26 protein-coding genes are annotated in these 20,000 nt (G+C 62.0%); 11 read left to right on the top strand and 15 right to left on the bottom strand.

The genetic code is table 11. From position 1 onward, the window contains the following. Positions 1–7: 7 nt before the first annotated feature. From accB to aat, 3 genes are read left to right on the top strand one after another with little or no spacing between them, the layout of a single operon-like run. Positions 8–469, top strand: coding sequence for an acetyl-CoA carboxylase biotin carboxyl carrier protein (gene accB, locus C7I87_RS15180; RefSeq protein WP_149904973.1), 462 nt, complete (start codon positions 8–10; stop codon positions 467–469). An 11-nt stretch (positions 470–480) separates the two neighbouring features. Continuing rightward, positions 481–1,824 carry an acetyl-CoA carboxylase biotin carboxylase subunit gene (gene accC, locus C7I87_RS15185; RefSeq protein ID WP_149904974.1) on the top strand — a complete coding sequence of 448 codons (1,344 nt, stop codon included), beginning with the start codon at positions 481–483 and terminating at the stop codon, positions 1,822–1,824. Between the two features lie 25 nt (positions 1,825–1,849). Beyond that, positions 1,850–2,467 (top strand): leucyl/phenylalanyl-tRNA--protein transferase, encoded by a 618-nt coding sequence (gene aat / locus C7I87_RS15190; RefSeq protein ID WP_149904975.1) that lies wholly within the window; start codon positions 1,850–1,852, stop codon positions 2,465–2,467. Positions 2,468–2,476: 9 nt separating this feature from the next. On the opposite strand, the gene C7I87_RS15195 is transcribed toward aat, so the two are convergent. The 3 genes from C7I87_RS15195 to C7I87_RS15205 all read right to left on the bottom strand — a co-directional run bounded on the left by C7I87_RS15195 (position 2,477) and on the right by C7I87_RS15205 (position 4,066). Then, positions 2,477–2,857 (bottom strand): hypothetical protein, encoded by a 381-nt coding sequence (locus C7I87_RS15195; RefSeq protein ID WP_149904976.1) that lies wholly within the window; start codon positions 2,855–2,857, stop codon positions 2,477–2,479. A 75-nt stretch (positions 2,858–2,932) separates the two neighbouring features. Further along, positions 2,933–3,526 carry a DUF2155 domain-containing protein gene (locus C7I87_RS15200; RefSeq protein ID WP_149904977.1) on the bottom strand — a complete coding sequence of 198 codons (594 nt, stop codon included), beginning with the start codon at positions 3,524–3,526 and terminating at the stop codon, positions 2,933–2,935. A 141-nt stretch (positions 3,527–3,667) separates the two neighbouring features. Then, a complete protein-coding gene (locus tag C7I87_RS15205; protein ID WP_149904978.1) occupies positions 3,668–4,066 on the bottom strand; it encodes an NADH:ubiquinone oxidoreductase subunit NDUFA12 in 399 nt (132 codons plus the stop codon). A 226-nt stretch (positions 4,067–4,292) separates the two neighbouring features. Between C7I87_RS15205 and panB the strand changes: the two genes are divergently transcribed. Both panB and panC read left to right on the top strand, forming a co-directional pair. Continuing rightward, entirely contained in the window at positions 4,293–5,135 is an 843-nt protein-coding gene (panB, locus tag C7I87_RS15210; protein WP_149904979.1) for a 3-methyl-2-oxobutanoate hydroxymethyltransferase, read from the top strand. Beyond that, positions 5,132–5,983: a pantoate--beta-alanine ligase gene (panC, locus tag C7I87_RS15215; protein WP_149904980.1), complete on the top strand. Its 852-nt coding sequence runs from the start codon at positions 5,132–5,134 to the stop codon at positions 5,981–5,983. Before panB ends, panC begins: the two co-directional genes overlap by 4 nt. A 135-nt stretch (positions 5,984–6,118) precedes the next feature. Here the strand turns inward: panC and C7I87_RS15220 are convergent, their stop codons facing one another. The 5 genes from C7I87_RS15220 to C7I87_RS15240 form a co-directional block, all read right to left on the bottom strand. Further along, on the bottom strand, positions 6,119–6,817 hold the full coding sequence (locus C7I87_RS15220; protein WP_149904981.1) for an AIM24 family protein: 699 nt from the start codon (positions 6,815–6,817) through the stop codon (positions 6,119–6,121). A gap of 149 nt (positions 6,818–6,966) precedes the next feature. Continuing rightward, a complete protein-coding gene (locus tag C7I87_RS15225) occupies positions 6,967–7,461 on the bottom strand; it encodes a GNAT family N-acetyltransferase (protein ID WP_149904982.1) in 495 nt (164 codons plus the stop codon). 4 nt (positions 7,462–7,465) lie between these two features. Next, positions 7,466–8,965, bottom strand: a complete 1,500-nt coding sequence (gatB, locus tag C7I87_RS15230) for an Asp-tRNA(Asn)/Glu-tRNA(Gln) amidotransferase subunit GatB (protein WP_149904983.1) — start codon at positions 8,963–8,965, stop codon at positions 7,466–7,468. Between the two features lie 266 nt (positions 8,966–9,231). Beyond that, positions 9,232–9,663 (bottom strand): CBS domain-containing protein, encoded by a 432-nt coding sequence (locus C7I87_RS15235; protein ID WP_149904984.1) that lies wholly within the window; start codon positions 9,661–9,663, stop codon positions 9,232–9,234. Between the two features lie 87 nt (positions 9,664–9,750). Beyond that, a complete protein-coding gene (locus C7I87_RS15240; RefSeq protein ID WP_149904985.1) occupies positions 9,751–10,506 on the bottom strand; it encodes a rhomboid family intramembrane serine protease in 756 nt (251 codons plus the stop codon). Positions 10,507–10,955: 449 nt separating this feature from the next. Between C7I87_RS15240 and C7I87_RS15245 the strand changes: the two genes are divergently transcribed. From C7I87_RS15245 to C7I87_RS15255, 3 genes are all read left to right on the top strand, one after another. Further along, on the top strand, positions 10,956–11,591 hold the full coding sequence (locus tag C7I87_RS15245; RefSeq protein ID WP_149904986.1) for a PAS domain-containing protein: 636 nt from the start codon (positions 10,956–10,958) through the stop codon (positions 11,589–11,591). Between the two features lie 114 nt (positions 11,592–11,705). After that, positions 11,706–12,323, top strand: a complete 618-nt coding sequence (locus C7I87_RS15250) for a PilZ domain-containing protein (RefSeq protein ID WP_149904987.1) — start codon at positions 11,706–11,708, stop codon at positions 12,321–12,323. 264 nt (positions 12,324–12,587) lie between these two features. Then, positions 12,588–13,196 (top strand): transglutaminase-like cysteine peptidase, encoded by a 609-nt coding sequence (locus C7I87_RS15255; RefSeq protein WP_149904988.1) that lies wholly within the window; start codon positions 12,588–12,590, stop codon positions 13,194–13,196. A gap of 176 nt (positions 13,197–13,372) precedes the next feature. Here C7I87_RS15255 and C7I87_RS15260 read toward each other — a convergent pair whose 3' ends face one another. Further along, a complete protein-coding gene (locus C7I87_RS15260) occupies positions 13,373–14,032 on the bottom strand; it encodes a DUF2726 domain-containing protein (protein WP_149904989.1) in 660 nt (219 codons plus the stop codon). Positions 14,033–14,154: 122 nt separating this feature from the next. Between C7I87_RS15260 and C7I87_RS15265 the strand changes: the two genes are divergently transcribed. Continuing rightward, positions 14,155–14,829, top strand: a complete 675-nt coding sequence (locus tag C7I87_RS15265) for an ankyrin repeat domain-containing protein (protein ID WP_246696288.1) — start codon at positions 14,155–14,157, stop codon at positions 14,827–14,829. A gap of 38 nt (positions 14,830–14,867) precedes the next feature. Here C7I87_RS15265 and C7I87_RS15270 read toward each other — a convergent pair whose 3' ends face one another. Continuing rightward, on the bottom strand, positions 14,868–15,395 hold the full coding sequence (locus C7I87_RS15270) for a gamma carbonic anhydrase family protein (RefSeq protein WP_149904990.1): 528 nt from the start codon (positions 15,393–15,395) through the stop codon (positions 14,868–14,870). Between the two features lie 19 nt (positions 15,396–15,414). Next, positions 15,415–15,750 carry a DUF6949 family protein gene (locus tag C7I87_RS15275; RefSeq protein WP_149904991.1) on the bottom strand — a complete coding sequence of 112 codons (336 nt, stop codon included), beginning with the start codon at positions 15,748–15,750 and terminating at the stop codon, positions 15,415–15,417. A gap of 117 nt (positions 15,751–15,867) precedes the next feature. Between C7I87_RS15275 and C7I87_RS15280 the strand changes: the two genes are divergently transcribed. Continuing rightward, positions 15,868–16,599, top strand: a complete 732-nt coding sequence (locus C7I87_RS15280) for a hypothetical protein (RefSeq protein WP_149904992.1) — start codon at positions 15,868–15,870, stop codon at positions 16,597–16,599. A 55-nt stretch (positions 16,600–16,654) separates the two neighbouring features. Here C7I87_RS15280 and C7I87_RS15285 read toward each other — a convergent pair whose 3' ends face one another. Further along, complete coding sequence (locus tag C7I87_RS15285) at positions 16,655–16,858, bottom strand: DUF3126 family protein (RefSeq protein WP_006200852.1); 204 nt, start codon at positions 16,856–16,858, stop codon at positions 16,655–16,657. 147 nt (positions 16,859–17,005) lie between these two features. Further along, positions 17,006–17,854 carry a serine O-acetyltransferase gene (gene cysE / locus C7I87_RS15290; protein ID WP_149904993.1) on the bottom strand — a complete coding sequence of 283 codons (849 nt, stop codon included), beginning with the start codon at positions 17,852–17,854 and terminating at the stop codon, positions 17,006–17,008. Between the two features lie 133 nt (positions 17,855–17,987). Between cysE and C7I87_RS15295 the strand changes: the two genes are divergently transcribed. Then, positions 17,988–18,584 carry an HD domain-containing protein gene (locus C7I87_RS15295; protein ID WP_149904994.1) on the top strand — a complete coding sequence of 199 codons (597 nt, stop codon included), beginning with the start codon at positions 17,988–17,990 and terminating at the stop codon, positions 18,582–18,584. 43 nt (positions 18,585–18,627) lie between these two features. Here C7I87_RS15295 and C7I87_RS15300 read toward each other — a convergent pair whose 3' ends face one another. Together C7I87_RS15300 and C7I87_RS15305 are read right to left on the bottom strand one after the other, a co-directional pair. Then, entirely contained in the window at positions 18,628–19,395 is a 768-nt protein-coding gene (locus C7I87_RS15300) for an alpha/beta fold hydrolase (protein ID WP_149904995.1), read from the bottom strand. A 20-nt stretch (positions 19,396–19,415) separates the two neighbouring features. Continuing rightward, positions 19,416–19,979, bottom strand: coding sequence for a DUF192 domain-containing protein (locus C7I87_RS15305; RefSeq protein ID WP_149904996.1), 564 nt, complete (start codon positions 19,977–19,979; stop codon positions 19,416–19,418). Positions 19,980–20,000 lie beyond the last annotated feature (21 nt).

Here is a 20,000-nt window from a genome sequence, read left to right on the forward strand (position 1 = left end):
CTCGAAAATGTCGATAAAGAAGACCGGTGTTGACCAGCAACTGATCCGCGATCTGGCGGGCATACTGAACGACACCAACCTGACCGAGATCGAGGTTGAACTCGGCGACCTGAAGGTGCGGGTGTCGCGGCAGGCGCCCACCGTCCATGCGATCGCCGCACCGCAATCGGCCTATGCGCCGGCCGCCGCCGCCCAATCTGTCGCCGCGGCTGCCCCGGCGGCGGTCGACGTGTCCAAGAACGCCGTCCCTTCGCCCATGGTCGGCACCGCCTACCTGGCGCCGTCGCCGGACGCCAAGCCCTTCATCGAGATCGGCCAGAAGGTCAAGGAAGGACAGACGCTGTTGATCATCGAAGCGATGAAGACGATGAACCAGATTCCCTCGCCGCGCGCCGGCACAGTGACGGCGATCCTGTTCGAGGACGCGACGCCGGTCGAATACGGCATGCCGCTCGTCGTGATCGAGTAGAGCGGGCCCGAATGTTCCAGAAGATCCTCATCGCCAATCGCGGCGAAATCGCGCTTCGGGTGCTGCGTGCCTGCAAGGAACTCGGCATCCAGACGGTGGTGGTGCATTCGACCGCCGATGCTGACGCCATGCATGTGCGGCTGGCCGACGAAAGCGTGTGCATCGGGCCGCCGCCGTCGCGCGACAGCTACCTCAACATCCACCAGATCGTCGCCGCCTGCGAGATCACCGGCGCCGACGCCGTGCATCCGGGCTACGGCTTCCTGTCGGAGAACGCCAAGTTCGCCGACATCCTTGCGGCGCACAACATCACCTTCATCGGTCCGTCCGGCGACCACATCCGCATCATGGGCGACAAGATCGAGGCCAAGCGCACGGCAAAACGCCTCGGCATTCCGGTGGTGCCTGGCTCCGACGGAGCGGTGACCGAGGAAAAGGAAGCCGGGCGGATCGCCGCCGAGATCGGCTATCCCGTCATCATCAAGGCGTCGGCTGGCGGCGGCGGACGCGGCATGAAGGTGGCGCATACCGAAGCAGACCTCGAAATCGCCCTGCAGACGGCACGCTCGGAAGCGGGCGCGGCTTTCGGCGACGACGCGGTCTACATCGAGAAATACCTGGAGAAGCCGCGCCACATCGAGGTGCAGGTGTTCGGCGACGGTTTTGGCGGCGGCGTGCATTTCGGCGAGCGCGACTGCTCGCTGCAGCGGCGCCACCAGAAAGTCTGGGAAGAGGCCAATTCGCCGGCGCTCAACGCCGAGGAACGGTCACGCATCGGCGGCATCTGCGCCAAGGCGATTGCCGATCTCGGCTATTCGGGCGCCGGAACGATCGAGTTCCTGTACGAGAATGGCGAGTTCTATTTCATCGAGATGAACACGCGTCTCCAGGTCGAGCATCCGGTGACGGAAGCGATCACCGGCATCGATCTGGTGCACGAGCAGATTCGCGTCGCTTCCGGCGGCGGCCTTTCGGTCAAACAGGAAGATATCAAATTCACTGGCCACGCCATCGAATGCCGCATCAATGCCGAGGATCCGCGCACCTTCACCCCCTCGCCCGGCACGATTACGCATTTCCACACGCCCGGCGGCCTCGGCATCCGCGTCGATTCCGGTGTCTACTCCGGCTACAAGATCCCGCCCTACTATGACAGCCTGATCGGCAAGCTGATCGTGCATGGACGCAACCGCGTCGAATGCATGATGCGGCTGCGCCGGGCGCTCGACGAATTCGTCGTCGACGGGATCAAGACGACGTTGCCGCTGTTTCGCGATCTCGTCGGCAATGCCGACATCGCCAATGGCGACTACGATATCCACTGGCTGGAAAAATATCTGGCCCAGAGCGAATAGCCCAACTTGCCGCTATGATGAAGCGATGACCCGTCCCTACGCGCCAGGCTATCGCATCCCCACCGACCTTCTGCTCAAGGCATACGCCTCGGGCGTCTTCCCGATGGCCGAAAGTGCTGGTGACCCGGAGGTGTTCTGGGTGCGGCCGGAGACGCGCGGCATCATTCCACTCGACGGTTTCCACACCCCCAAAAGCCTGAAGAAGACGATCCGCAGGCATCTGTTTGACATCCGCTTCGACTTCGATTTCGAGGCGACGATCGACGGCTGCGCCGAAAAGCGCGAAGAGCGCCGGTCAACCTGGATCAATGCGCCGATCCGCGAAGCATATGTGCAACTGCACCGCATGGGTCATTGCCATTCGGTCGAGGCCTGGCGCGAGGGGCGTCTGGTCGGCGGGCTCTATGGGGTCTCGCTCGGACGGGTGTTTTTCGGGGAAAGCATGTTTTCCAAAGAGACGGACGCGTCGAAGATCTGCCTCGTCCATCTCGTCGGACGCTTGAAGGCACGCGGCTTCGCGCTCCTCGACACGCAGTTCACCACCGAGCACCTCAAGCGCTTCGGCGCGGTCGACGTGCCGCGCGGCAAGTATGAGAAGATGCTGGCCGACGCGCTGAAGGGCGAAGCGGTATTTTTTCCGTAGGGATCAGGCCTACTTGGGCGCCTCGATCGGCGTCTGCGCATGGAACATCATCTTCCAGCCATTGACGCGATGAACATAGCCGGTGCTGACCAGCGCCGCGTAGGGTTCGCCATTCTCCCGGGTCGCGTGCGCCTCGTAGGTCAGCATGATGATATCGCTGCCCGGCTCGATTATTCCCTTGAGCTCGATGTCCAGGTCGCGCCATCGGTTGGGTTTGGTTGCGGTCTTGGCCAGATCGGCATTGTCCATCGCCTTGGCCATTTGCGGAAACGCCACCAGGCACTCCGCATCGGCATTCGCCGCATAGTAGGCCGCATCGCCTGTCCAGAACCCTTTTTCGAGTTCGAGAAGCTCTTTCTTGCTGGCTGTGATCCGTTTGCTGTCCGACATCGAAATATCCTCCAGACGCATCGACACGCTCTCGTCAGTCGCCCAACGCGCGATTACTACGACGGTTCCAAAGGATCAGTTGGTGCCGGTGACGTCCGGTTCCGTGGGGTCGGGCTGTTCCACGTCCGGGCTGGTTGCGGCTTTCGGCTTGGCCGGCTTGGTCTGGGCAGGGTTCGAAGCGTCGGCCTTGGTCGCGCCACTCTTGCCAGCATCGGGCGCCGGCACATCCGACTTCTGCTTGCATTCCTTCAGCCAGACGTCATAGACGGCGTGCTCGACGGCATTGAGACCAGGGCTTTCGGCAAACATCCAACCGGTAAAGATGCGGCGGATCTTGCGGTCGAGCGTGATCTCGTCGACCTCGACGAAAGAATCGGTCTTCGGCTCTTCGTTCTGCGGCCGGGAATAGCAGACGCGTGGCGTCACTTGCAGGGCGCCGAACTGCACTGTCTCGTCGATATAGACATCGAAGGTGATGATGCGGCCGGTGATCTTGTCGATGCCGGCGAACTCGGCGACCGGGTTGGTGATGCGATCCGATCCCGCAGGCCCCGCCGGCGCTGGCGGCGGGGCGGCGGGTGCGGGCGAAGCCGCAAAGGTGGCGGTGCTGACGGCGAGGCTGGCGGCTAGCGTCAGACCGCCCGTCGATATCAGGTTGAAAAAGCTCATGCAGGGGTACCGGTGGTGGTTCGCGCCCAGGTGATTCCGTCGATCGCCAAGGCTAGTCGCCGTTTTCTGATCAGCAAGCAGCTAAACACCAATTGTGGCGATAAAGGACCGGCCGGCACCTTACCGTTACAACCCGCGCCGTTACGACCCCGGCGTCCAGGCGTCGTAGTCGCCGGTGACCTGCGGGCGATGCTGATTGGTCAGCACCGAGCCCTTCGGGCGATAGGCCGCGGGCGTGCCGGTCAGATTGGGTAGGTGCGGCTTCTGCCAGTCGCGCGGCTTGTACTCGTCACTGGGCGGCGCAATGTCGACACGGTGGTGAATCCAGCCGTGCCAGCCCGGCGGGATGGCCGACGCTTCCGAATAGTTGCGGTAGATGACCCAGCGGCGCGTGCGGCCTTCCGAATCGATACCGCCCTCGTAATAGACATTGCCGACCTCGTCCTGGCCGACCTTCTTGCCATACCGCCAGGTGTGCAGGCGCGTTCCCAGCGTCTGGCTGTTCCACCAGGTGAAAAACTGCGTCAGGAAAGTCTTCATCTCAGAACCCTCGCGCTGGCGGCGCCTGTTTCCTGCTTATGGCGTCAGGTCTTCGGGAAGGCAAGGGTTTTGCCACGCAGAGTGCGCAAATGGCGCGCGCGGCACCTGACAAAAGCCGTGATGCCGTCGACGCGGACGGCAAGGTTGCCAAGTGGTTCCAGTCTTTCTAAAGCTCTGCCCGTGCCCATATGGATGTCAGGCCAGCCGTTGGCCGAGGAGGTGACGATTGGCCACGAAATTGCCGACCACCGATATCCGGGTCAGTGCCGATGCCATTCGCCGCCGCAAGGGCGGTCTCCCGATCGTCTGCCTCACCGCCTACACCTACCCGATCGCCCGTCTGCTCGATCCTCATGTCGACTTGCTCCTGGTCGGCGACAGCGTCGCCATGGTCCTGCATGGCCATCAGACGACGCTGGGCGCCTCGCTGGACATGATGATCGCGCACGGCCAAGCCGTGATGCGGGGCTCGGCCGAGGCCTGCGTCGTCGTCGACATGCCGGCCGGCACCTATGAGGACTCGGCCGAGCAGGCCGTGGCCTCGGCGCGGCGCATCGTGGGCGAGACCGTCTGCCAGGCGGTGAAACTCGAGGGAGGCGTCGGCATGGCCGCTCAGATCGCAGCGATCGTGGCCGCCGAGATCCCGGTCATGGGTCATATCGGCCTGCAGCCGCAATCGGTGGAAAAGGATGGCGGCTACAAGATCAAGGGCCGCACGGACGAGAATGTGGCCGCCCTGATCGCCGATGCGCTCGCGGTCGAGAAGGCCGGTGCGTTTTCCCTGGTCATCGAAGGAACGATCGAGCCGGTCGCCGCAGAGATCACCCGCCGCATCGCGATACCGACCATCGGCATCGGCGCCAGCAGCGATTGCGACGGCCAGATCCTGGTGATCGACGACATGGTCGGGCTGACCGTCGACCGCGTGCCGAAATTCGTCAAGCAATACGCCGATCTGCGAAGCGTGATCGCGCATGCCGCCGAGCGCTACGCAGCGGAGGTACGGAATCGCGAATTCCCCGGCCGTGCCCACGTCTTTTCAAAATCAAATGCCGGGGATGAAGCATGAGCCGACCCGACGTCGTCGAAAGCGTTGCCGCGCTTCGGGCGCGAATCCGCGACTGGCGGCGCGATGGGCTGCGCATCGCCTTGGTGCCAACCATGGGCGCATTGCATGACGGGCATCTTTCGCTGGTCAAGATCGCCCTCGAACGGGCCGATCGCTGCGTGGTGTCGATCTTCGTCAATCCGACGCAGTTCGCGCCGAGCGAGGATCTCGACAAGTACCCGCGCCAACTCATCCTCGATCTTGACATGCTGGCGACGGCCAAGGCCGATCTTGCCTTCACGCCTGATGCCAGCGAGATGTATCCGACCGGTTTTGCCACGAAAATCTCGGTCGGCGGCCCGTCTGCCGGGCTCGAATCGGACTTTCGCCCCACCTTTTTCGACGGCGTCGCCACCGTGGTGACCAAGCTTCTCCTGCAGGCTGCTCCCGACTTCGCCATCTTTGGCGAAAAGGATTATCAGCAGCTTTGCGTCGTCAGGCAGCTTTGCCGCGACCTCGACCTGCCCGTCGAAATCATCGGCGCCCCGACCATACGCGACGCGCATGGCCTCGCCATGTCGTCGCGCAACGCCTATCTCGATGAAGCCGAACTCCAGATCGCCCGCCAGTTCAACCTTATCCTGCGCAAGGCTGCAGCGGCGCTGGCGGCGGGCGCAGGTCAAGAGGAAACGATCGCCGAAGCAAGCCGCGCCCTGATTGTGACCGGTTTCCAGAAGGTCGACTATGTCGAGGCCCGCGAAAGCCTGACACTTACGCCATGGCGGCACGACCGAGCGGGCCGTGTTCTCGCCGCCGTCTGGCTGGGAAAGACCAGGCTGATCGACAATGTGAAAGTTCCCGCCGCCTGATCGGCGTTCGCACTCCTGATCACGGCTTGCAGGCTCGCCGCTGCCGACGCCAGGCACAGCGGGAACTGGAACTGCTGACACGGGTTGTCGCCAACCGCTGCGTTCGCGCTGATCCTGGCTTGCGTCTCCCCGAGCCTACTCCTCGGTCGGCATATGCAGGTACATCGACTGGATGCCGACCCTGCCTGGGCCGGTGAAGCGGTTGACGATGAAATTCATGTTGGCACCGAAGAAGCCGCTCGACAGCCGGTCGATCTTGGTTTCCATCCTGACCGAGGCATCCTTGAACAGCCAGCCGCCGGGTTCGATGTCGATGGTTTCGCCCGCAGCGAGCGTCTTTTCAAAAACGTTGCCGTAGCCGTGCAACCAGACGATGCCATCGCCGGTATCGCCGCGAAACCGGTCGATGAAGAAGCCGCTCTGGCCGAACAGCATCGTCGCCAGGCCGCGTACACGCTCGAATGTGTAGTCGACATTGCCGGTGGCGGCGAGAAACTGGTGCTCGCGCACCTGGATCTCCTCGCCTCGCCGCAGGTGAATCGGCACGATGTGCCCCGGCCCGTCGCGACTGAAGGCAATGATGCCCGCTCCCGACGCCTCGGTAACGAAGATCTGCATGCCGGCCATCATGCGCTTCAGCGCACCCTTCAGCGATTTCAGGCCGATGGTTATCGTGGAATTCTTCCACAGCAGGATGTGGTGCTCGAAATAGACGGACATCCGCGTCACGTCGACGGAAAGTACAGGCACCAGTTCGCCCGCTATGTGATAGGTGACGCCACCAAAGGTTTCGTCCGACACCTGCGTCGTCATCAGTTCCGGCAGATTTGGCATGGTTCCCCCCAAGCCGTCCTGCGCGTGTCAGGTTATTCCGGCTCCGCGCGGGTCGGCCCAAGCAGCTTTGGTGCCGGACATTACGGCCGTCAAACGAAAACAGACTCTGGGACGCGCGCTCGCGCGAAGGTGATCTTGCTGCGTGGTGCTCAGGCAGCAAGTACCCGTTCATAGATCAGCGCCGGGACGGCGGACCCGGCGGAGCCGCAATTCTCGGTGCGGCCGGCCTGGACGAAGCCATTGGCCTGATAGAAGGCAACGGCGCGGCTGTTCTTCTCTTCCACTTCGAGCCGAATCCGGTGCGCCTCCGGAAAGCTCTCGATGACTTCGTCGAGGAGCATGCCGCCAGTGCCTAGGCCCTGCAGCGAGGGAAGCACATAGAGCTGCCTGAGCATGACAACGCCGCCGCCATCGACGGCTTCGGCAAAGGCCATGCCGCCAACGCGCTTGCCGTCATCGGCAACGAGGAACTCGCTGTTCGGCTTCGTCAGCCTCGCCTTCAACGAAGCAATGGAATGCCATTCATTGGTGATTTCGGTGACCCGTTCGGCACCGTAGATCGCGTCATAAGTGGCATGCCAGGTTTCGACCAGCAACGCCCGGACGGCTGCGAGGTCGCGATCCCCGGCGGTGCGGACGAACATGCCCTTACTCGATACCCAGCTTGGCCTTGACGAGATCGTTGACGGCCTGCGGATTGGCCTTGCCGCCGGTCGCCTTCATCACCTGTCCGACGAACCAGCCGGCCATGGTTGGCTTGGCGCGTGCCTGCTCGACCTTGTCGGGATTGGCCGCGATCACCTCGTCGACCGCCTTCTCGATGGCGCCGGTGTCGGTGACCTGCTTCATGCCACGGCTTTCGACCAGCTGGCGTGGATCACCACCCTCGTTCCAGACGATCTCGAACAGGTCCTTGGCTATCTTGCCGGAAATGGTGCCTTCCTTGATCAGGTCGATGACCGCACCGAGCTGGTCGGGCGAAACCGGAGCGGATTCAATGTCCTTGCCGGCCTTGTTGAGAGCGCCCAGCAGATCGTTGATGACCCAGTTGGCGGCGAGCTTGCCGTCGCGCCCGGCCGCCACCTTCTCGAAATAGTCGGCGATCGGCTTTTCCGACACCAGGATCGCTGCGTCGTAGGTCGAGAGGCCGAGCGAAGAGATCAGCCGCGCTTTCTTGTCATCGGGCAGTTCCGGCAATTCCCTGGCCAGGGCATCGACATAGGCCTGGTCGAATTCCAGCGGCAGAAGATCGGGATCGGGGAAATAGCGATAGTCGTGCGCCTCTTCCTTGGAGCGCATCGAGCGCGTCTCGCCCTTGACGGCGTCGAACAGCCGCGTTTCCTGGTCGATCTTGCCGCCGTCCTCGAGGATCGCGATCTGCCGGCGCGCCTCGTAGTCGATGGCCTGGCCGATGAAGCGGATCGAGTTCATGTTCTTGATCTCGCAGCGGGTGCCGAATTCGCCACCTGGCCGGCGTACCGAGACGTTGACGTCGGCGCGCAGCGAGCCTTCATCCATGTTGCCGTCGCAAGTGCCGAGATAGCGCATGATGGTACGCAGCTTGGTCACATAGGCCTTGGCCTCATCGCCGGAGCGCAGGTCGGGTTTCGATACGATCTCCATCAGCGCCACGCCGGAGCGGTTGAGGTCGACATAGGACATGGTCGGGTGCTGGTCGTGGATCGACTTGCCGGCATCCTGCTCCAGGTGCAGGCGCTCGATGCCGACCTCGATGTCCTCGAACTCGCCCTGACGGTCGGGACCGACCGAGACGATCACCGTGCCCTCGCCGACGATCGGCTGTTTGAACTGCGAGATCTGGTAGCCCTGCGGCAGGTCCGGATAGAAGTAATTCTTCCGGTCGAAGACCGACTTGTGGTTGATCGCCGCCTTCAGCCCCAGACCGGTGCGGATCGCCTGCTTGACGCATTCCTCGTTGATGACAGGCAGCATGCCAGGCATTGCAGCATCGACCAGGCTGACATTGGCATTGGGCGCGGCACCGAATGCGGTCGAGGCGCCGGAGAAGAGCTTTGCCTCCGATATCACTTGCGCATGCACTTCAAGCCCGACGATGATTTCCCAATCGCCGGTGGCGCCCGATATCAGGCGTTTGGCGTCGGGCGTGCGGGTGTCGATGATGCTCATGGTGGCCTGCGAACTACGGTGACTCTGACGGGAGTTTCACGTTTGGGACGTGACTTTCACGTCTGGCGTGAAAGTCATTGGCTAGTGCAAACCGCCAAAAGAGACAAGCGCAAAGCCGCGGCCTGGCGTTTTCTGGACGTCTAGACGGTCGTCGGGGGCGGGCCTACCGCATCACAAGGTGCGAGCTCGCGCTCGTTCGTGCCGAACTGGACAACAGGTAGCCTGGCGCCGCCGGCCGGCATTCGGCCGGCGGTTCCCGTCACCGCTCAGGCGGTGGCGATGTAGGCCCGGATTTCCTCGGCCTCGCGCTCGACGTCCTCGATGCGGCGCTTGACCACGTCGCCGATGGACACGATGCCATCCAGCAGGCCGTCCTTTTCCACCGGCAGATGGCGGAAACGGCCCCTGGTCATGATCTCCATCACTTCGTTGACGGTGTGGTTCTCATTGCAGATCTTCACCTTCGGCGTCATGGCCGAACGCACGGGGATATCGAGCGCGGCGCCGCCTTCCCTGGCGACCACGCGCACGATGTCGCGCTCCGACAGGATGCCGACGATCTTGCGATCGCCATTGGTGATGACCAGCGCGCCGATCCTGTGCTCGGCGAGGATTCGGATGGCTTCACTCAGTTTTTCGTTCGGCCCGAGCGTCAACACGTCATGGCCTTTTTGCTCGAGAATGGCCTTAACCGTCATGGCGTCCTCCTCTATTTTGCCAACCGGTTCCTGCCCTGACCGGCTTTCACATAAGAGTGAACATCGTGCGCCGTGATCGGTTGCATTTCAAGCCCGCTCGGAGGTCTCCCATTCGGGCGGTTGCCATCCCCTGTCGAACCAGCGCAGGCCGAAGAAGCCCGCGAGAAAGCCGCCAATATGGGCCTCCCAGGCGATCTGGCCGTCGATGCCCGGCGCGAAGCCGAGAAGGCCGGTGGCGAGATTGATGATCATCCACATGGCCAGGAAGATGACGACACCGCGCGAGCGCAGCACGATCGCGACCGGCAGCACCGGGCCGGCGAAAGCCGCCTTGCCGGCAGAGCGGTCGGTGTGGAAACCAAAACGCGCCGCCGCTCCCATCATGCCCGATATGGCGCCCGATGCGCCGACCAGCGGCGCTTCTCCATAGGGATGCATCGCCCAGAAGAGCGCAACCGAAGCCAGTCCGGTGACGGCAAAGAACAACCCGAACCGGAGCGCGCCGAGACGATTGGCCAACGGCGAGCCAAAAGCGGCGAGCCAGACCATATTGACGGCGATATGGGCAAAGCCGCCATGCATGAAGGCGTAAGTGAAAGGCCGGGTGAAAAGGAACCAGTCGAAGCCGTATTGGCCAGTATAAAGGACGGGAATGAAAGCCCCGTCATACAGCAGCGTCATCTGCTGGGCGTAGTTCAGCACATATTGCTGCAGCAGATAGACGATCGCGCAGATGCCGATCACCGCCAGCACGATCGGCGGCAGGTTGAACACCGGCTCGCGCGCCGGTGGCGGCATGGTCTCGGTCGTTTCGGGCTCGGACGGATATTGCGGTTCGCTCATCTGCAATCGCACTCGATGCTAGTTCGGTTTGGCCTAGTTCGGTCTGAACTGGTTCGGCTTGGGCTCATTCGGTCTGGCCAGCATCTAGATCACCGCCGATGGAACCGCAAACGGCGAATCGTCCCGCTCCGAATCAAGGACGCGAATCAAAAAAGAAGCCGTCCAAGGTTTCCCTTGAACGGCCGGTCGAGCCCCCTTGCTCCCCTAAAACTCTTGACTGAAGTGCTGCCGATCGTCGCGAAACAACCGCTTCTGGAGTGGTTTTGGTGTGCCACACGGCTCACCGGCACGCAACGTAAACCAGTTGTTAACCTTAACGGCCCCGACCCGTGAACAAGTGTTAACGACGCTGGCACGCTTCCTGCTCCCCAACGCATGTAGGTCATCGGAGGGCGCCCTTCTGTTCACCGATGGGACATCAGACGACAGAATGCGCGGAGCTTTTTAATATGAACCAAAACGGATCGATCACGCTGTTCCACTATTGGAACCGCCTGCGTGACGGACGCTCCGCTCCGAAGCGATCGGAAGTCGAGCCGGCCGATATCAAGTCGCTTCTGGCCGATACCTTCATCCTGGAAAGGGACACGCGTGGGCTGCCCGTATTTCGTCTGGCCGGCACCAGGCTCTGCGCCTGCTACGGCCGTGAACTCAAGGGGTTCTCTTTCCCCTCGCTTTGGCGCGAGAAGGATCAGCGGCTGGTTTCGCGGCTGATCCACGGGGTTTTCGACCAGAAATCCGTCGTGCTGATCATTTTCGAAGGCTTCAGCCGTAACGGCCGCTCCAACAAGTTCGAATTGCTCGCCTTGCCGCTCGACGGCGGCATTGAAAATCCGCGCTGCCTCGGCGTGATCAGCGCCGCTGAGAAGCCGTTCTGGCTCGGCGCGGATCCGATCACGGACGCCTTGATCGATTCCATCCGCGTCATCGACCCGGAGAAAGAGCTGCTGAATAACCGCCCGGCGATCGACGTTCCCTCGCTCGTTCCCGACGAGATCGGGGCGCCTGACACGATCTCGGCGCTCGGCCGGGCGCGCCGCATCCGCCATCTCGTCGTCTTCGACGGCGGGCGCGAAGATAGTTGATGATCACACAGTCCCGTGGACTCGTTTTTCCCCTTTGTTAACCCGCTTTGTTGTACTTCTTTGATGAAGTCCCTCGCATTGACGCGCGGGATGCCAAACAGGGTGTAGGCAGTCATGAGGTCAGCGGCGGTCGATTACGCGCCGTCCCAAGCTGAAAGGCGTAACTTTCAGCGCGTCCGGGTCAAGATATACGGACGTTTCATGCTGGAGGACCGCACCGAGCACCCGTGCCAGGTCATGGACATGTCGCCCGGCAACGTTGCGCTTCGCACCGACCGCGTCGGCATGCCCGGCGAGAAGGTCATCGCCTATATAGACCATATCGGCCGCATCGAAGGAGTCTTGACACGGACGCTGCCGGACGGCTTCGCAATGACGGTGATTGCGTCCGACCGCAAGAAAGACAAGCTCGCGGCGCAGTTGACATGGCTCGCCAACAAGCACGAGCTCGACCTGCCGGAAGACCGCCGCCACGAGCGCGTCTCGCCACGCAACCCGACCAGCGTGCTGCAGCTCACCGACGGCCGTCAGTATCAGTGCCGGATCATCGATCTGTCACTGTCCGGCGCCGCGATCGAGATCGACGTCAAACCGGCGATCGGCGTCCAAGTCATGCTCGGCACGATGCGCGGCCAGATCGTCCGGCATTTCGAAGATGGCGTCGCCATCGAATTCGCCGTCATCCAGCGTCCCGAAACGCTCGATTCCGAATTCAACACGCCGCGCGCCTGATCGGGCCGAAAAGCACGCCCGTCAAGCCGGCCCTCGCGGCCGGTTTTTTGATTCCGGGAGGGCAGCGGTCGATATGGTCTCGCACAGAAATGGTCCGCGAGGCCGAATTTGCCGAAACCAACCCAGCAATCCAAACAATTCAATACTCAAATGATTCAAATTTTATGTTTATTCTACCGGCGTTTTACTTAATATCTACTTCGCACTTTTGCGTCGAATAAATCCACATGTGGCAATGTCTCCCTCGAACGGGGAGACTGAATAATGAAAAGAACGAGGGGCAAGCTGTTGCTGATGGCAATGGCGATGCAGCTTTCCGCCTGGGGATCAGCATATGCCGCGGGACCGGCCTATATGCATACCGGCGGACGCACCACGCAGCCTGTTGGGCACTATGAATTCTGCCAACGTATCCCGGGCGAATGCAACGAAAAGACCCCCAAGGGAGAGCCGGTCGACCTGACCCGCAAGCTCTGGGCGACGCTCGTCAGCATCAACAATTCGGTCAACACCCGCGTCAGGCCGCGCACCGACATGGAAAACTACGGTGTCGAGGAATACTGGGCCTATCCGGACAACGGCTTTGGCGATTGCGAGGACTACGCGCTGGAAAAGCGCCGCGAGCTGATGGATGTGGGCGTGCCTGCCGGCGATCTGTTGATGACGGTTGCGCGCCAGCCGAACGGCGACGGCCATGCGGTGCTGACCGTGCGCACCAGCCTCGGCGAGTTCATTCTCGACAATCTGGAAACCAAGGTGCTGTCCTGGACGGACACCGACTACACCTATCTCAAGCGTCAATCGACGGAGAACTCCGGCGTTTGGGTGACGATCAACGACGGCCGTTCCGACGCGGTCGCCAGCGTCCGCTGAGGACGCCAGCAAGGTCAGGCGCGTTGCACGGTTGCGACGCGTTCAACGAGAAACCCGGTCGAGTCCCCACCCTCCCCGTCCCCAACGACCGGGTCAAAGGAGCCGGCCCCGTCCCCGGGCCGGCTCCGCCATTTCCGGCGGAAGGTGCTAAGATCACTACAAAAGCCGTGAAGACGCTATTGGGTCGATGCAGGCCTCTCCACGAGTTTCTCGACGAGCCGTCTAAGTTCGGAAGGCGTCGTTTGACCGCCGACGATCTCGTGATAGCTGACGCCTGCCCGACGCAAGGCTTCCTTTTTCACCGCGTCACGCGCGGCGGCCGAACCCTGATGATGGGCATGGCCTTGGTATTCCAGTGCGTGTCGAGGTAGGCAGTTCTCATCCACGAGCAGCAGATCGACGCGTTTTGAGTTGATGCAACTATAGGCGTCTGCATCTGTACTGCGTAGGATTTCGCCCAACGAAACTTGGGCCATCACCTGCCATCCCGGATTGCAGCCGATCACCATGCGATCGAGTTCCTTGAAGACGCGGACTTCGCTCCTGTTGAGGAGAGGTTGAATTGTGAAATTTGCCCCCATGACGATCCGCAACTGGTCTGCCGGATCAGTTGCTTTCGGTGGCGGGGAAACAGGCTTGGGGGCGACCCACAGGCCGCTAAGTATGTCGCCTTCACTGCGCTCTCTCGCCCAGCGCGAGCGATTCCTTTCCCTCCATGCCTGCCTCCGCCTCCTCGATAGGAGACGCTCCAAGGCCATACCAGCAAGAACGCCGGCGAGGAGAGCAGCGAATAGCAGAACAGGCTTCTCGATTAGCTCGACAAACTCGGATGGCATGAAAGCAAGCTACCTCCGGGACTTAGCGCGCATGACTGCCATGTTCACGTCGCGAAAATAATCAGCGATCTCTAACGTCGATTTGCAACACTGCTACCTGCTGAGCAACGCGCTCCGGAGTAATGGCCCATTTTGTTGCCAGGAAAACATTAGTGCATTCTGATATATATTTCCACAGGCGGGAGATCGAGGCACTATCAGTCGTCAACTCCGCCTCTTGGATCATGGCAATGCTGGAAATTCCCGAAGATCGATGCGGGCGCCACAGGCTGTTCAAGGCAATTGACGATGCCTTCAAGGCCGGCGAGTTCGAGGCCCTCGGCACCGTCCTGGGCGGCTCCGCGAATTGGTTCGACGAACGCATGCCGTTTGAGTTCGGTCTTGGGCATCCACTCGAATACGCGATCTACTGGAGCCCGCTTGCCTTCGTCGCGGCGCTGCTCGATGCCGGATCGAGCCCGAACTACGAGGATCATGCCGGATTTCCATCGATCATCGCGGCGCTGTCCACCGAGCGCGCCGACAAGCTCGACATCATCCGCATCCTCGTCGATCACGGTGCCGATCCGGACATGCGTGGCGTGAACGACTGGACGCCGCTCCACTACGGCGTGGCCATGCGTGACGCCGAGGCGATCCGCCTGCTTCTCGCCGCAGGCGCGGACCCTTCTTTGAGGACTCGTGTCGATCATTACACGACAGCCCTTGAAGAAGCTGACATCGCCGGATTCGAGATGGGCGCATCGCTGTTGCGAGAAGCCACTGCCGAGCGCGCGCCCGGCGACCGGGATCGATAGACGCAACCGGTGGCCGAAGCCACGTCCTGGCCGAGACCTCAGATCTTCTTCAAACCGTCCTTGAAGCGCCTGGCGTTGGCGACATAGTGCGCGGCCGAGGCCCGCAGCCGCTCGACCGCAGCGTCGTCCAGCACCCTGATCGCCTTGGCCGGCGCACCGACGATCAGCGAATTGTCCGGAAACTCCTTGCCTTCGGTGACCAGAGCGCCGGCGCCGACGAGTGAATTCTTGCCGATGCTGGCGCCGTTCAGCACGATGGCGCCCATGCCGATCAGGCTGTTGTCACCAATCGTGCAGCCATGAAGCATGGCGCGATGGCCGATCGTACAGCCCTGCCCGATGGTCAGCGGAAAGCCGGGATCGGTGTGCATGATAGTATGTTCCTGCACATTGGTATCGGCGCCGATGGCGACGGGCTCGTTGTCGCCCCTGATGACGACGCCGAACCAGAAGCCGGCATTGCGGCCGATCCTGATGTCGCCAATCAGCATGGCATCGGGCGCGATCCAGTTCGAGTCCGCGTCGGCGAAGCTGGGCTCCGTTCCATCGATCGCATAAAGCGGCATTGTCGGTCTCCGAATCGTCTCAGGCTGGAAACCCTAGGAGACGGACCGCCCAAGAAGCAATGGCGAGCACGACGATACCCAGCGCCAGGGACCAGGCAATAGCGGTGCAGCCGCATGACAAGAGCGCCACTGTCGAAATGCGGTTTTGGCGCCGCGCATCGAGGGCATCGTTGACCAGCATGAACGGCCCGGCGCCGGCAGTGACAGCCAGCGAGCGCAGTACATGCGAGGGCGACACATAGGGCTCGGTGAAGGCGACCTTGCGACCCGATACCAGCTCCATTGTCGAGCCCGTCAGCCCGCAAACCGTCAGCCCGACGACAAAGGCGAACACCAAGAGTTCCATCTGGGCCATATTAACCCTCCATTTACCATGAAATCGCACAGTCGTTTCAGGACGGCAGCAAGAGCCGTGCCGTGCGATGTGTGCCGTCGAGGGACACCCGAGGCAGGCGGTGGGACGAGGACCGAGATGAAGGAGGCAACGATCGACGACGGCCCGGAACTCACCGTGGTCGATTCCATGCTGATGAAGCGGGTGTTCTACGCGTTCGCGGCTCTGGCTTTGCTGTCGATAGCCATCAGCCTTGGCGGCAAATGGTTCGGCCGTTCCATTGCCATGGCCGGATACACCGACGACGCGACCGTGCGCGAGGTGGCGATCGGCAACAACATCATCACCGTGCCGGCCAATTTCATTCGCTTCGAGCCGGCCCGGCGCGACGGCATCGCCCCGCGCCTCGACCTTTACCTGCGCTATCCCCAGATGGACGGCTACAGCGAGGCATCGCGTGATGATTTCAATCACGCCGGGGCCAACAGGAACATCATCTTCCTGTCCTTCGAGCAGCAGATGATGTCGCGCGATATGAGTGGCCGGTTCGGGCCGATCTACAGCGCGCTGATCGTCCAGCCCGGCATTCCAGGGCCTGGCGGTACGACAGTCTACGGGTTCAATGAGAAATCAGGCTACCTGAACGAGGTGCTGGTCGTCGGCAAGCGCGGTGGCAAGGACCCTTTCGTGGCCCGCTGCCTCAGCGGTCCGAGCGCCAGCGAATCGCTTGCCCCTTGCGAGCGGGACATCCATGTCGGGAATGATCTCAGCCTTACCTATCGCTTCCCTAGGGAATTCCTTGGCGACTGGCAGACGCTCGATGCGGCGATCGCGGCCGAGGCAGGGCGAATCCTCAAGACGGGACATTGACAGGGTGAAAAGCAGGCCGGCCGTGCTCGACGCGGCCTGCCGTGGCATTGCTGGCTCAAGCCAGATCGATGTCCAGGATCGCCATCGAGAAATTATAGTCGCCGTCGTCCTCGTCCTTGAAGACGATACCGAGGAATTCGTCACCGACATAGACTTCGGCCGAATCTTCCTTGCGCGGCCGTGCCTTGACTTCAAGCTTGGGGTTCTGGAAGACGCGCTTGAAATAGGCGTCCAGCTTTCTGATTTCGTCCGGCTTCAACAGTCTTCTCCGATCATCGGGCTTGCTCGTTTGAACGGCGCTTCTGGCACGTCGACAATGGCGATGTAAAGGCGAGCCGGTCTTATTGCACCGGAAGCGGCGGCGCCGCCGGGCAAATCGCAATCAAGCCGGGCAACTGCCGGCAAATCAGATATCGAAACTGATCACGTGGTCCATCTTCTGCGACGGCAGAAGCTGATCCATCTGGCGCGAAGGCTGGTCGCAACCGGTCTCGCCAACCACGCGGGCCGGCACGCCGGCTACCGTCTTGTTGTGCGGCACAGGCGACAGCACCACCGATCCGGCGGCAATCTTGGAGCAATGGCCGACCTCGATGTTGCCGAGAATTTTGGCGCCGGCGCCAATCAGCACGCCGTGGCGGATCTTGGGATGGCGGTCGCCGCCGGCCTTGCCGGTGCCGCCCAGCGTGACGCCGTGCAGGATCGACACATCGTCCTCGATGACCGCCGTCTCGCCGACGACGAGGCCGGTGGCGTGATCGATGAAGATGCCCTTGCCGATGCGCGCGGCCGGATTGATATCGGTCTGGAAGACCGCGGACGAGCGGCTCTGCAGGTAGAGCGCGAAATCCTTGCGGCCGTGGTTCCACAGCCAATGCGCCAGCCGGTGGGTCTGGATGGCGTGAAAGCCCTTGAAGTAGAGCACCGGCATGATGAACCGGTCGCAAGCAGGGTCGCGGTCATAATAGGCCTGGATGTCGACGCGCACCGTGGTCGGCCAGTCCGTGTCGTCGGCGAGCATCGACTTGAAGGTCTGGCGAATGAGATCGGAGCCGATATCCTGATGGGCAAGCCGCTCCGCGATCCTATGGATGACCGCCTCTTCCAGGCTTTCCTGGTTGAGGATCGTCGAATAGAGGAACGCGGCCAGCAACGGGTCGCGATTGACCGCTTCCATCGCTTCGTCGCGGATCGAACGCCAGATCGGGTCGACCGGCTGCAACGCGCTGGGGCGGGATATGCTGATGCTGTTCATCGACGTCTCGTCCTGCGTCCTGCTAGTCTGCCTGTTATCCGGCCGCACATATAAGCCAGATCATAGCACGATTGAACTCAATTTTCCTTAGTGCTGTGTCAAATGGATTTGGTTCGCAGGAATTCAAGCAGCCATGGAAAACGAACCCTTGATCGACGACGCGCTGAAAACCGAGCTCAAGGCGCTCTATGCCGCTGAGGATCGCCACTACCACAACCTCGCCCATATCGAAGCGATGCTGGCGCTGGCCGGCGACTATCGAGCGCTTCTAGACGACCCCGAAGCCGTCGAAGCGGCGATCTGGTTCCACGACGTCATCTACGACAGCAGGGCCAAGGACAACGAGGCGCAAAGTGCTGCCCTTGCCGAGCAAAAGCTCGCCGGCCGCATCGATGCCGGCCGCCTGAGCCGCATCGGCGCGATGATCCTCGCCACCGCCACACACCAGGTGCCGCTGCTCGACAACGCGGCGGCGATACGCGACGCCAGCCTGTTTCTCGACATGGATCTTTCGATCCTGGGTGCCACGGCTGAGGCGTTCGATTCCTATGAACGCGCGGTTCGCCGTGAATATGGCTGGGTTGAAGAGCCGATGTGGCGTGCGGGCCGCAGCGCGATGCTGAAGACCTTCCTTGCCCGACCGCACATCTTCCACACGCAGGAGTTCCGGCAGCGCTTCGAACCGCAAGCCAGACAAAATATCGCGCGGTCCCTGCAGGCCTTGACCTAATTCAGTTTCGCGATCCGAGACGCTTCGTCTAAAAACCGGAGCCTCAGAGTGGATTTTCGGCGTAGAACGCCAGCACCCGTTGCTTGAAGGTCTTGTCCCCGACGGCCAGCATATGGTCGCGGCCCTCGATGTGGAAGGCCCTGGCGTTGGGCATCAGCGCCGCAAGCTCGTCCGGCGACCCGCCAATGTCGTCGGTGGTACCGACGGCGATCAGCGTCGGTTGGGCTATGCGGGCAATATCCTCTTCACCAAGCAATTCCCGTGACGTGGCGATGCAGGCGGCAAGCGCCCGGCGGTCGCTGCGGGTCTGGTCGGCGAAGGCGCGAAAAGCGCGCCCGCGCGGATTTGTGGTCGCGGCCGGATCGTCGGCAAGCAGGGCGGCGGCGATCGGATCCCAATCGCCGACCCCATCGATCATGCCGATGCCGAGGCCGCCAAAGACCAGCGTCGCCACCTTGTCCGGATCGGACAGTGCCAGGAACGCCGCAATGCGCGCGCCCATCGAATAGCCCATGACATGGGCCCGCTCGATGCCGAGATGGTCAAGCAGGGCCGCCGCGTCCGAAGCCATTTTCGCGGGCGTATAATCGGCCTCGTCGTAACTCTTGGATGACGAGCCGTGGCCGCGATTGTCGAAGGCGATGGCCCGATAGCCGGCATCGTTGAGCGTCTTGAACCAGCCGGGCGACACCCAGTTGACATAATGGCTCGATGCGAAGCCGTGGATCATGAGCACCGGATCGCCCTCGCCCGATGCCGGCTGGCGGTCGAGGTAGGCAAGATCGAACCCGTCACGGGAGAAAAACTGCATCGGAAGGCGGTCCCCGCCGCTCAGTCGGAATCGACGTTCGGAGAATCGCCCTTGTCCGCCGGCGGCATGCCAGGTCCGGATGCCGTGCCGATCGCCGGATGGCGCAGCAGATCGCCGTCCGCGATGCCGTCCCTGGCGGCAGTGCCGGCCTTGAGTTCGAGCACGAAGCGGACCGGCTCGCCCGGCGAGACGATCGCCTTGGATTGCGGCTCACCCTGCTTGATCGCGCGGATCCTGCCGTCCTGACCGACAAAGATCAGATCGAGCGGCATTGGCGTGTTTTTCATCCAGAAATTGACGTCGCGCGTCTCGTCGAAGACGAACAGCATGCCATGATCGGCGGCCATGTCCTCGCGAAACATCAGGCCGGCCTCACGCTCGGCTTCGGTATCGGCGACCTCGATGGAGAAGGAGTGTTTACCGTTTTTGGTCACAGCGACCAGCGGCACGGGATCGACGGGAAGGATCATTGCCTGACCGTCGGCGGCGCTTGGTACCTGGAAATAGAAGAAGGCGCCCGCGGCGACCATGACGGCGGCCACAGCGCACATCACGCCCGTCGTCAGCCCGTTCCTGTGTGTCATATGAAATCCTCGGTCGGGCTC

The sequence above is a fragment of the Mesorhizobium sp. SARCC-RB16n genome, assembly GCF_008520305.1.
Classification (GTDB): domain Bacteria; phylum Pseudomonadota; class Alphaproteobacteria; order Rhizobiales; family Rhizobiaceae; genus Mesorhizobium.

Excerpts from the sequence above, each read along its gene's own strand:
- C7I87_RS15225 (WP_149904982.1), bottom strand. The coding sequence starts at position 7,461 with ATGTTCGTCCGCACCGCCGGGGATCGCGACCTCGCAGCCGTCCGGGCG.
- C7I87_RS15280 (WP_149904992.1), top strand. The coding sequence starts at position 15,868 with ATGAAGGAGGCAACGATCGACGACGGCCCGGAACTCACCGTGGTCGAT.
- C7I87_RS15275 (WP_149904991.1), bottom strand. The coding sequence starts at position 15,750 with ATGGCCCAGATGGAACTCTTGGTGTTCGCCTTTGTCGTCGGGCTGACG.
- C7I87_RS15260 (WP_149904989.1), bottom strand. The coding sequence starts at position 14,032 with ATGCCATCCGAGTTTGTCGAGCTAATCGAGAAGCCTGTTCTGCTATTC.
- accC (WP_149904974.1), top strand. The coding sequence starts at position 481 with ATGTTCCAGAAGATCCTCATCGCCAATCGCGGCGAAATCGCGCTTCGG.
- C7I87_RS15245 (WP_149904986.1), top strand. The coding sequence starts at position 10,956 with ATGAACCAAAACGGATCGATCACGCTGTTCCACTATTGGAACCGCCTG.
- C7I87_RS15200 (WP_149904977.1), bottom strand. The coding sequence starts at position 3,526 with ATGAGCTTTTTCAACCTGATATCGACGGGCGGTCTGACGCTAGCCGCC.
- cysE (WP_149904993.1), bottom strand. The coding sequence starts at position 17,854 with ATGAACAGCATCAGCATATCCCGCCCCAGCGCGTTGCAGCCGGTCGAC.
- C7I87_RS15205 (WP_149904978.1), bottom strand. The coding sequence starts at position 4,066 with ATGAAGACTTTCCTGACGCAGTTTTTCACCTGGTGGAACAGCCAGACG.
- panC (WP_149904980.1), top strand. The coding sequence starts at position 5,132 with ATGAGCCGACCCGACGTCGTCGAAAGCGTTGCCGCGCTTCGGGCGCGA.
- aat (WP_149904975.1), top strand. The coding sequence starts at position 1,850 with ATGACCCGTCCCTACGCGCCAGGCTATCGCATCCCCACCGACCTTCTG.
- C7I87_RS15300 (WP_149904995.1), bottom strand. The coding sequence starts at position 19,395 with ATGCAGTTTTTCTCCCGTGACGGGTTCGATCTTGCCTACCTCGACCGC.
- C7I87_RS15305 (WP_149904996.1), bottom strand. The coding sequence starts at position 19,979 with ATGACACACAGGAACGGGCTGACGACGGGCGTGATGTGCGCTGTGGCC.
- C7I87_RS15220 (WP_149904981.1), bottom strand. The coding sequence starts at position 6,817 with ATGCCAAATCTGCCGGAACTGATGACGACGCAGGTGTCGGACGAAACC.
- accB (WP_149904973.1), top strand. The coding sequence starts at position 8 with ATGTCGATAAAGAAGACCGGTGTTGACCAGCAACTGATCCGCGATCTG.
- gatB (WP_149904983.1), bottom strand. The coding sequence starts at position 8,965 with ATGAGCATCATCGACACCCGCACGCCCGACGCCAAACGCCTGATATCG.
- C7I87_RS15295 (WP_149904994.1), top strand. The coding sequence starts at position 17,988 with ATGGAAAACGAACCCTTGATCGACGACGCGCTGAAAACCGAGCTCAAG.
- C7I87_RS15195 (WP_149904976.1), bottom strand. The coding sequence starts at position 2,857 with ATGTCGGACAGCAAACGGATCACAGCCAGCAAGAAAGAGCTTCTCGAA.
- C7I87_RS15250 (WP_149904987.1), top strand. The coding sequence starts at position 11,706 with ATGAGGTCAGCGGCGGTCGATTACGCGCCGTCCCAAGCTGAAAGGCGT.
- C7I87_RS15270 (WP_149904990.1), bottom strand. The coding sequence starts at position 15,395 with ATGCCGCTTTATGCGATCGATGGAACGGAGCCCAGCTTCGCCGACGCG.
- C7I87_RS15255 (WP_149904988.1), top strand. The coding sequence starts at position 12,588 with ATGAAAAGAACGAGGGGCAAGCTGTTGCTGATGGCAATGGCGATGCAG.
- C7I87_RS15235 (WP_149904984.1), bottom strand. The coding sequence starts at position 9,663 with ATGACGGTTAAGGCCATTCTCGAGCAAAAAGGCCATGACGTGTTGACG.
- C7I87_RS15265 (WP_246696288.1), top strand. The coding sequence starts at position 14,155 with ATGGCCCATTTTGTTGCCAGGAAAACATTAGTGCATTCTGATATATAT.
- C7I87_RS15240 (WP_149904985.1), bottom strand. The coding sequence starts at position 10,506 with ATGAGCGAACCGCAATATCCGTCCGAGCCCGAAACGACCGAGACCATG.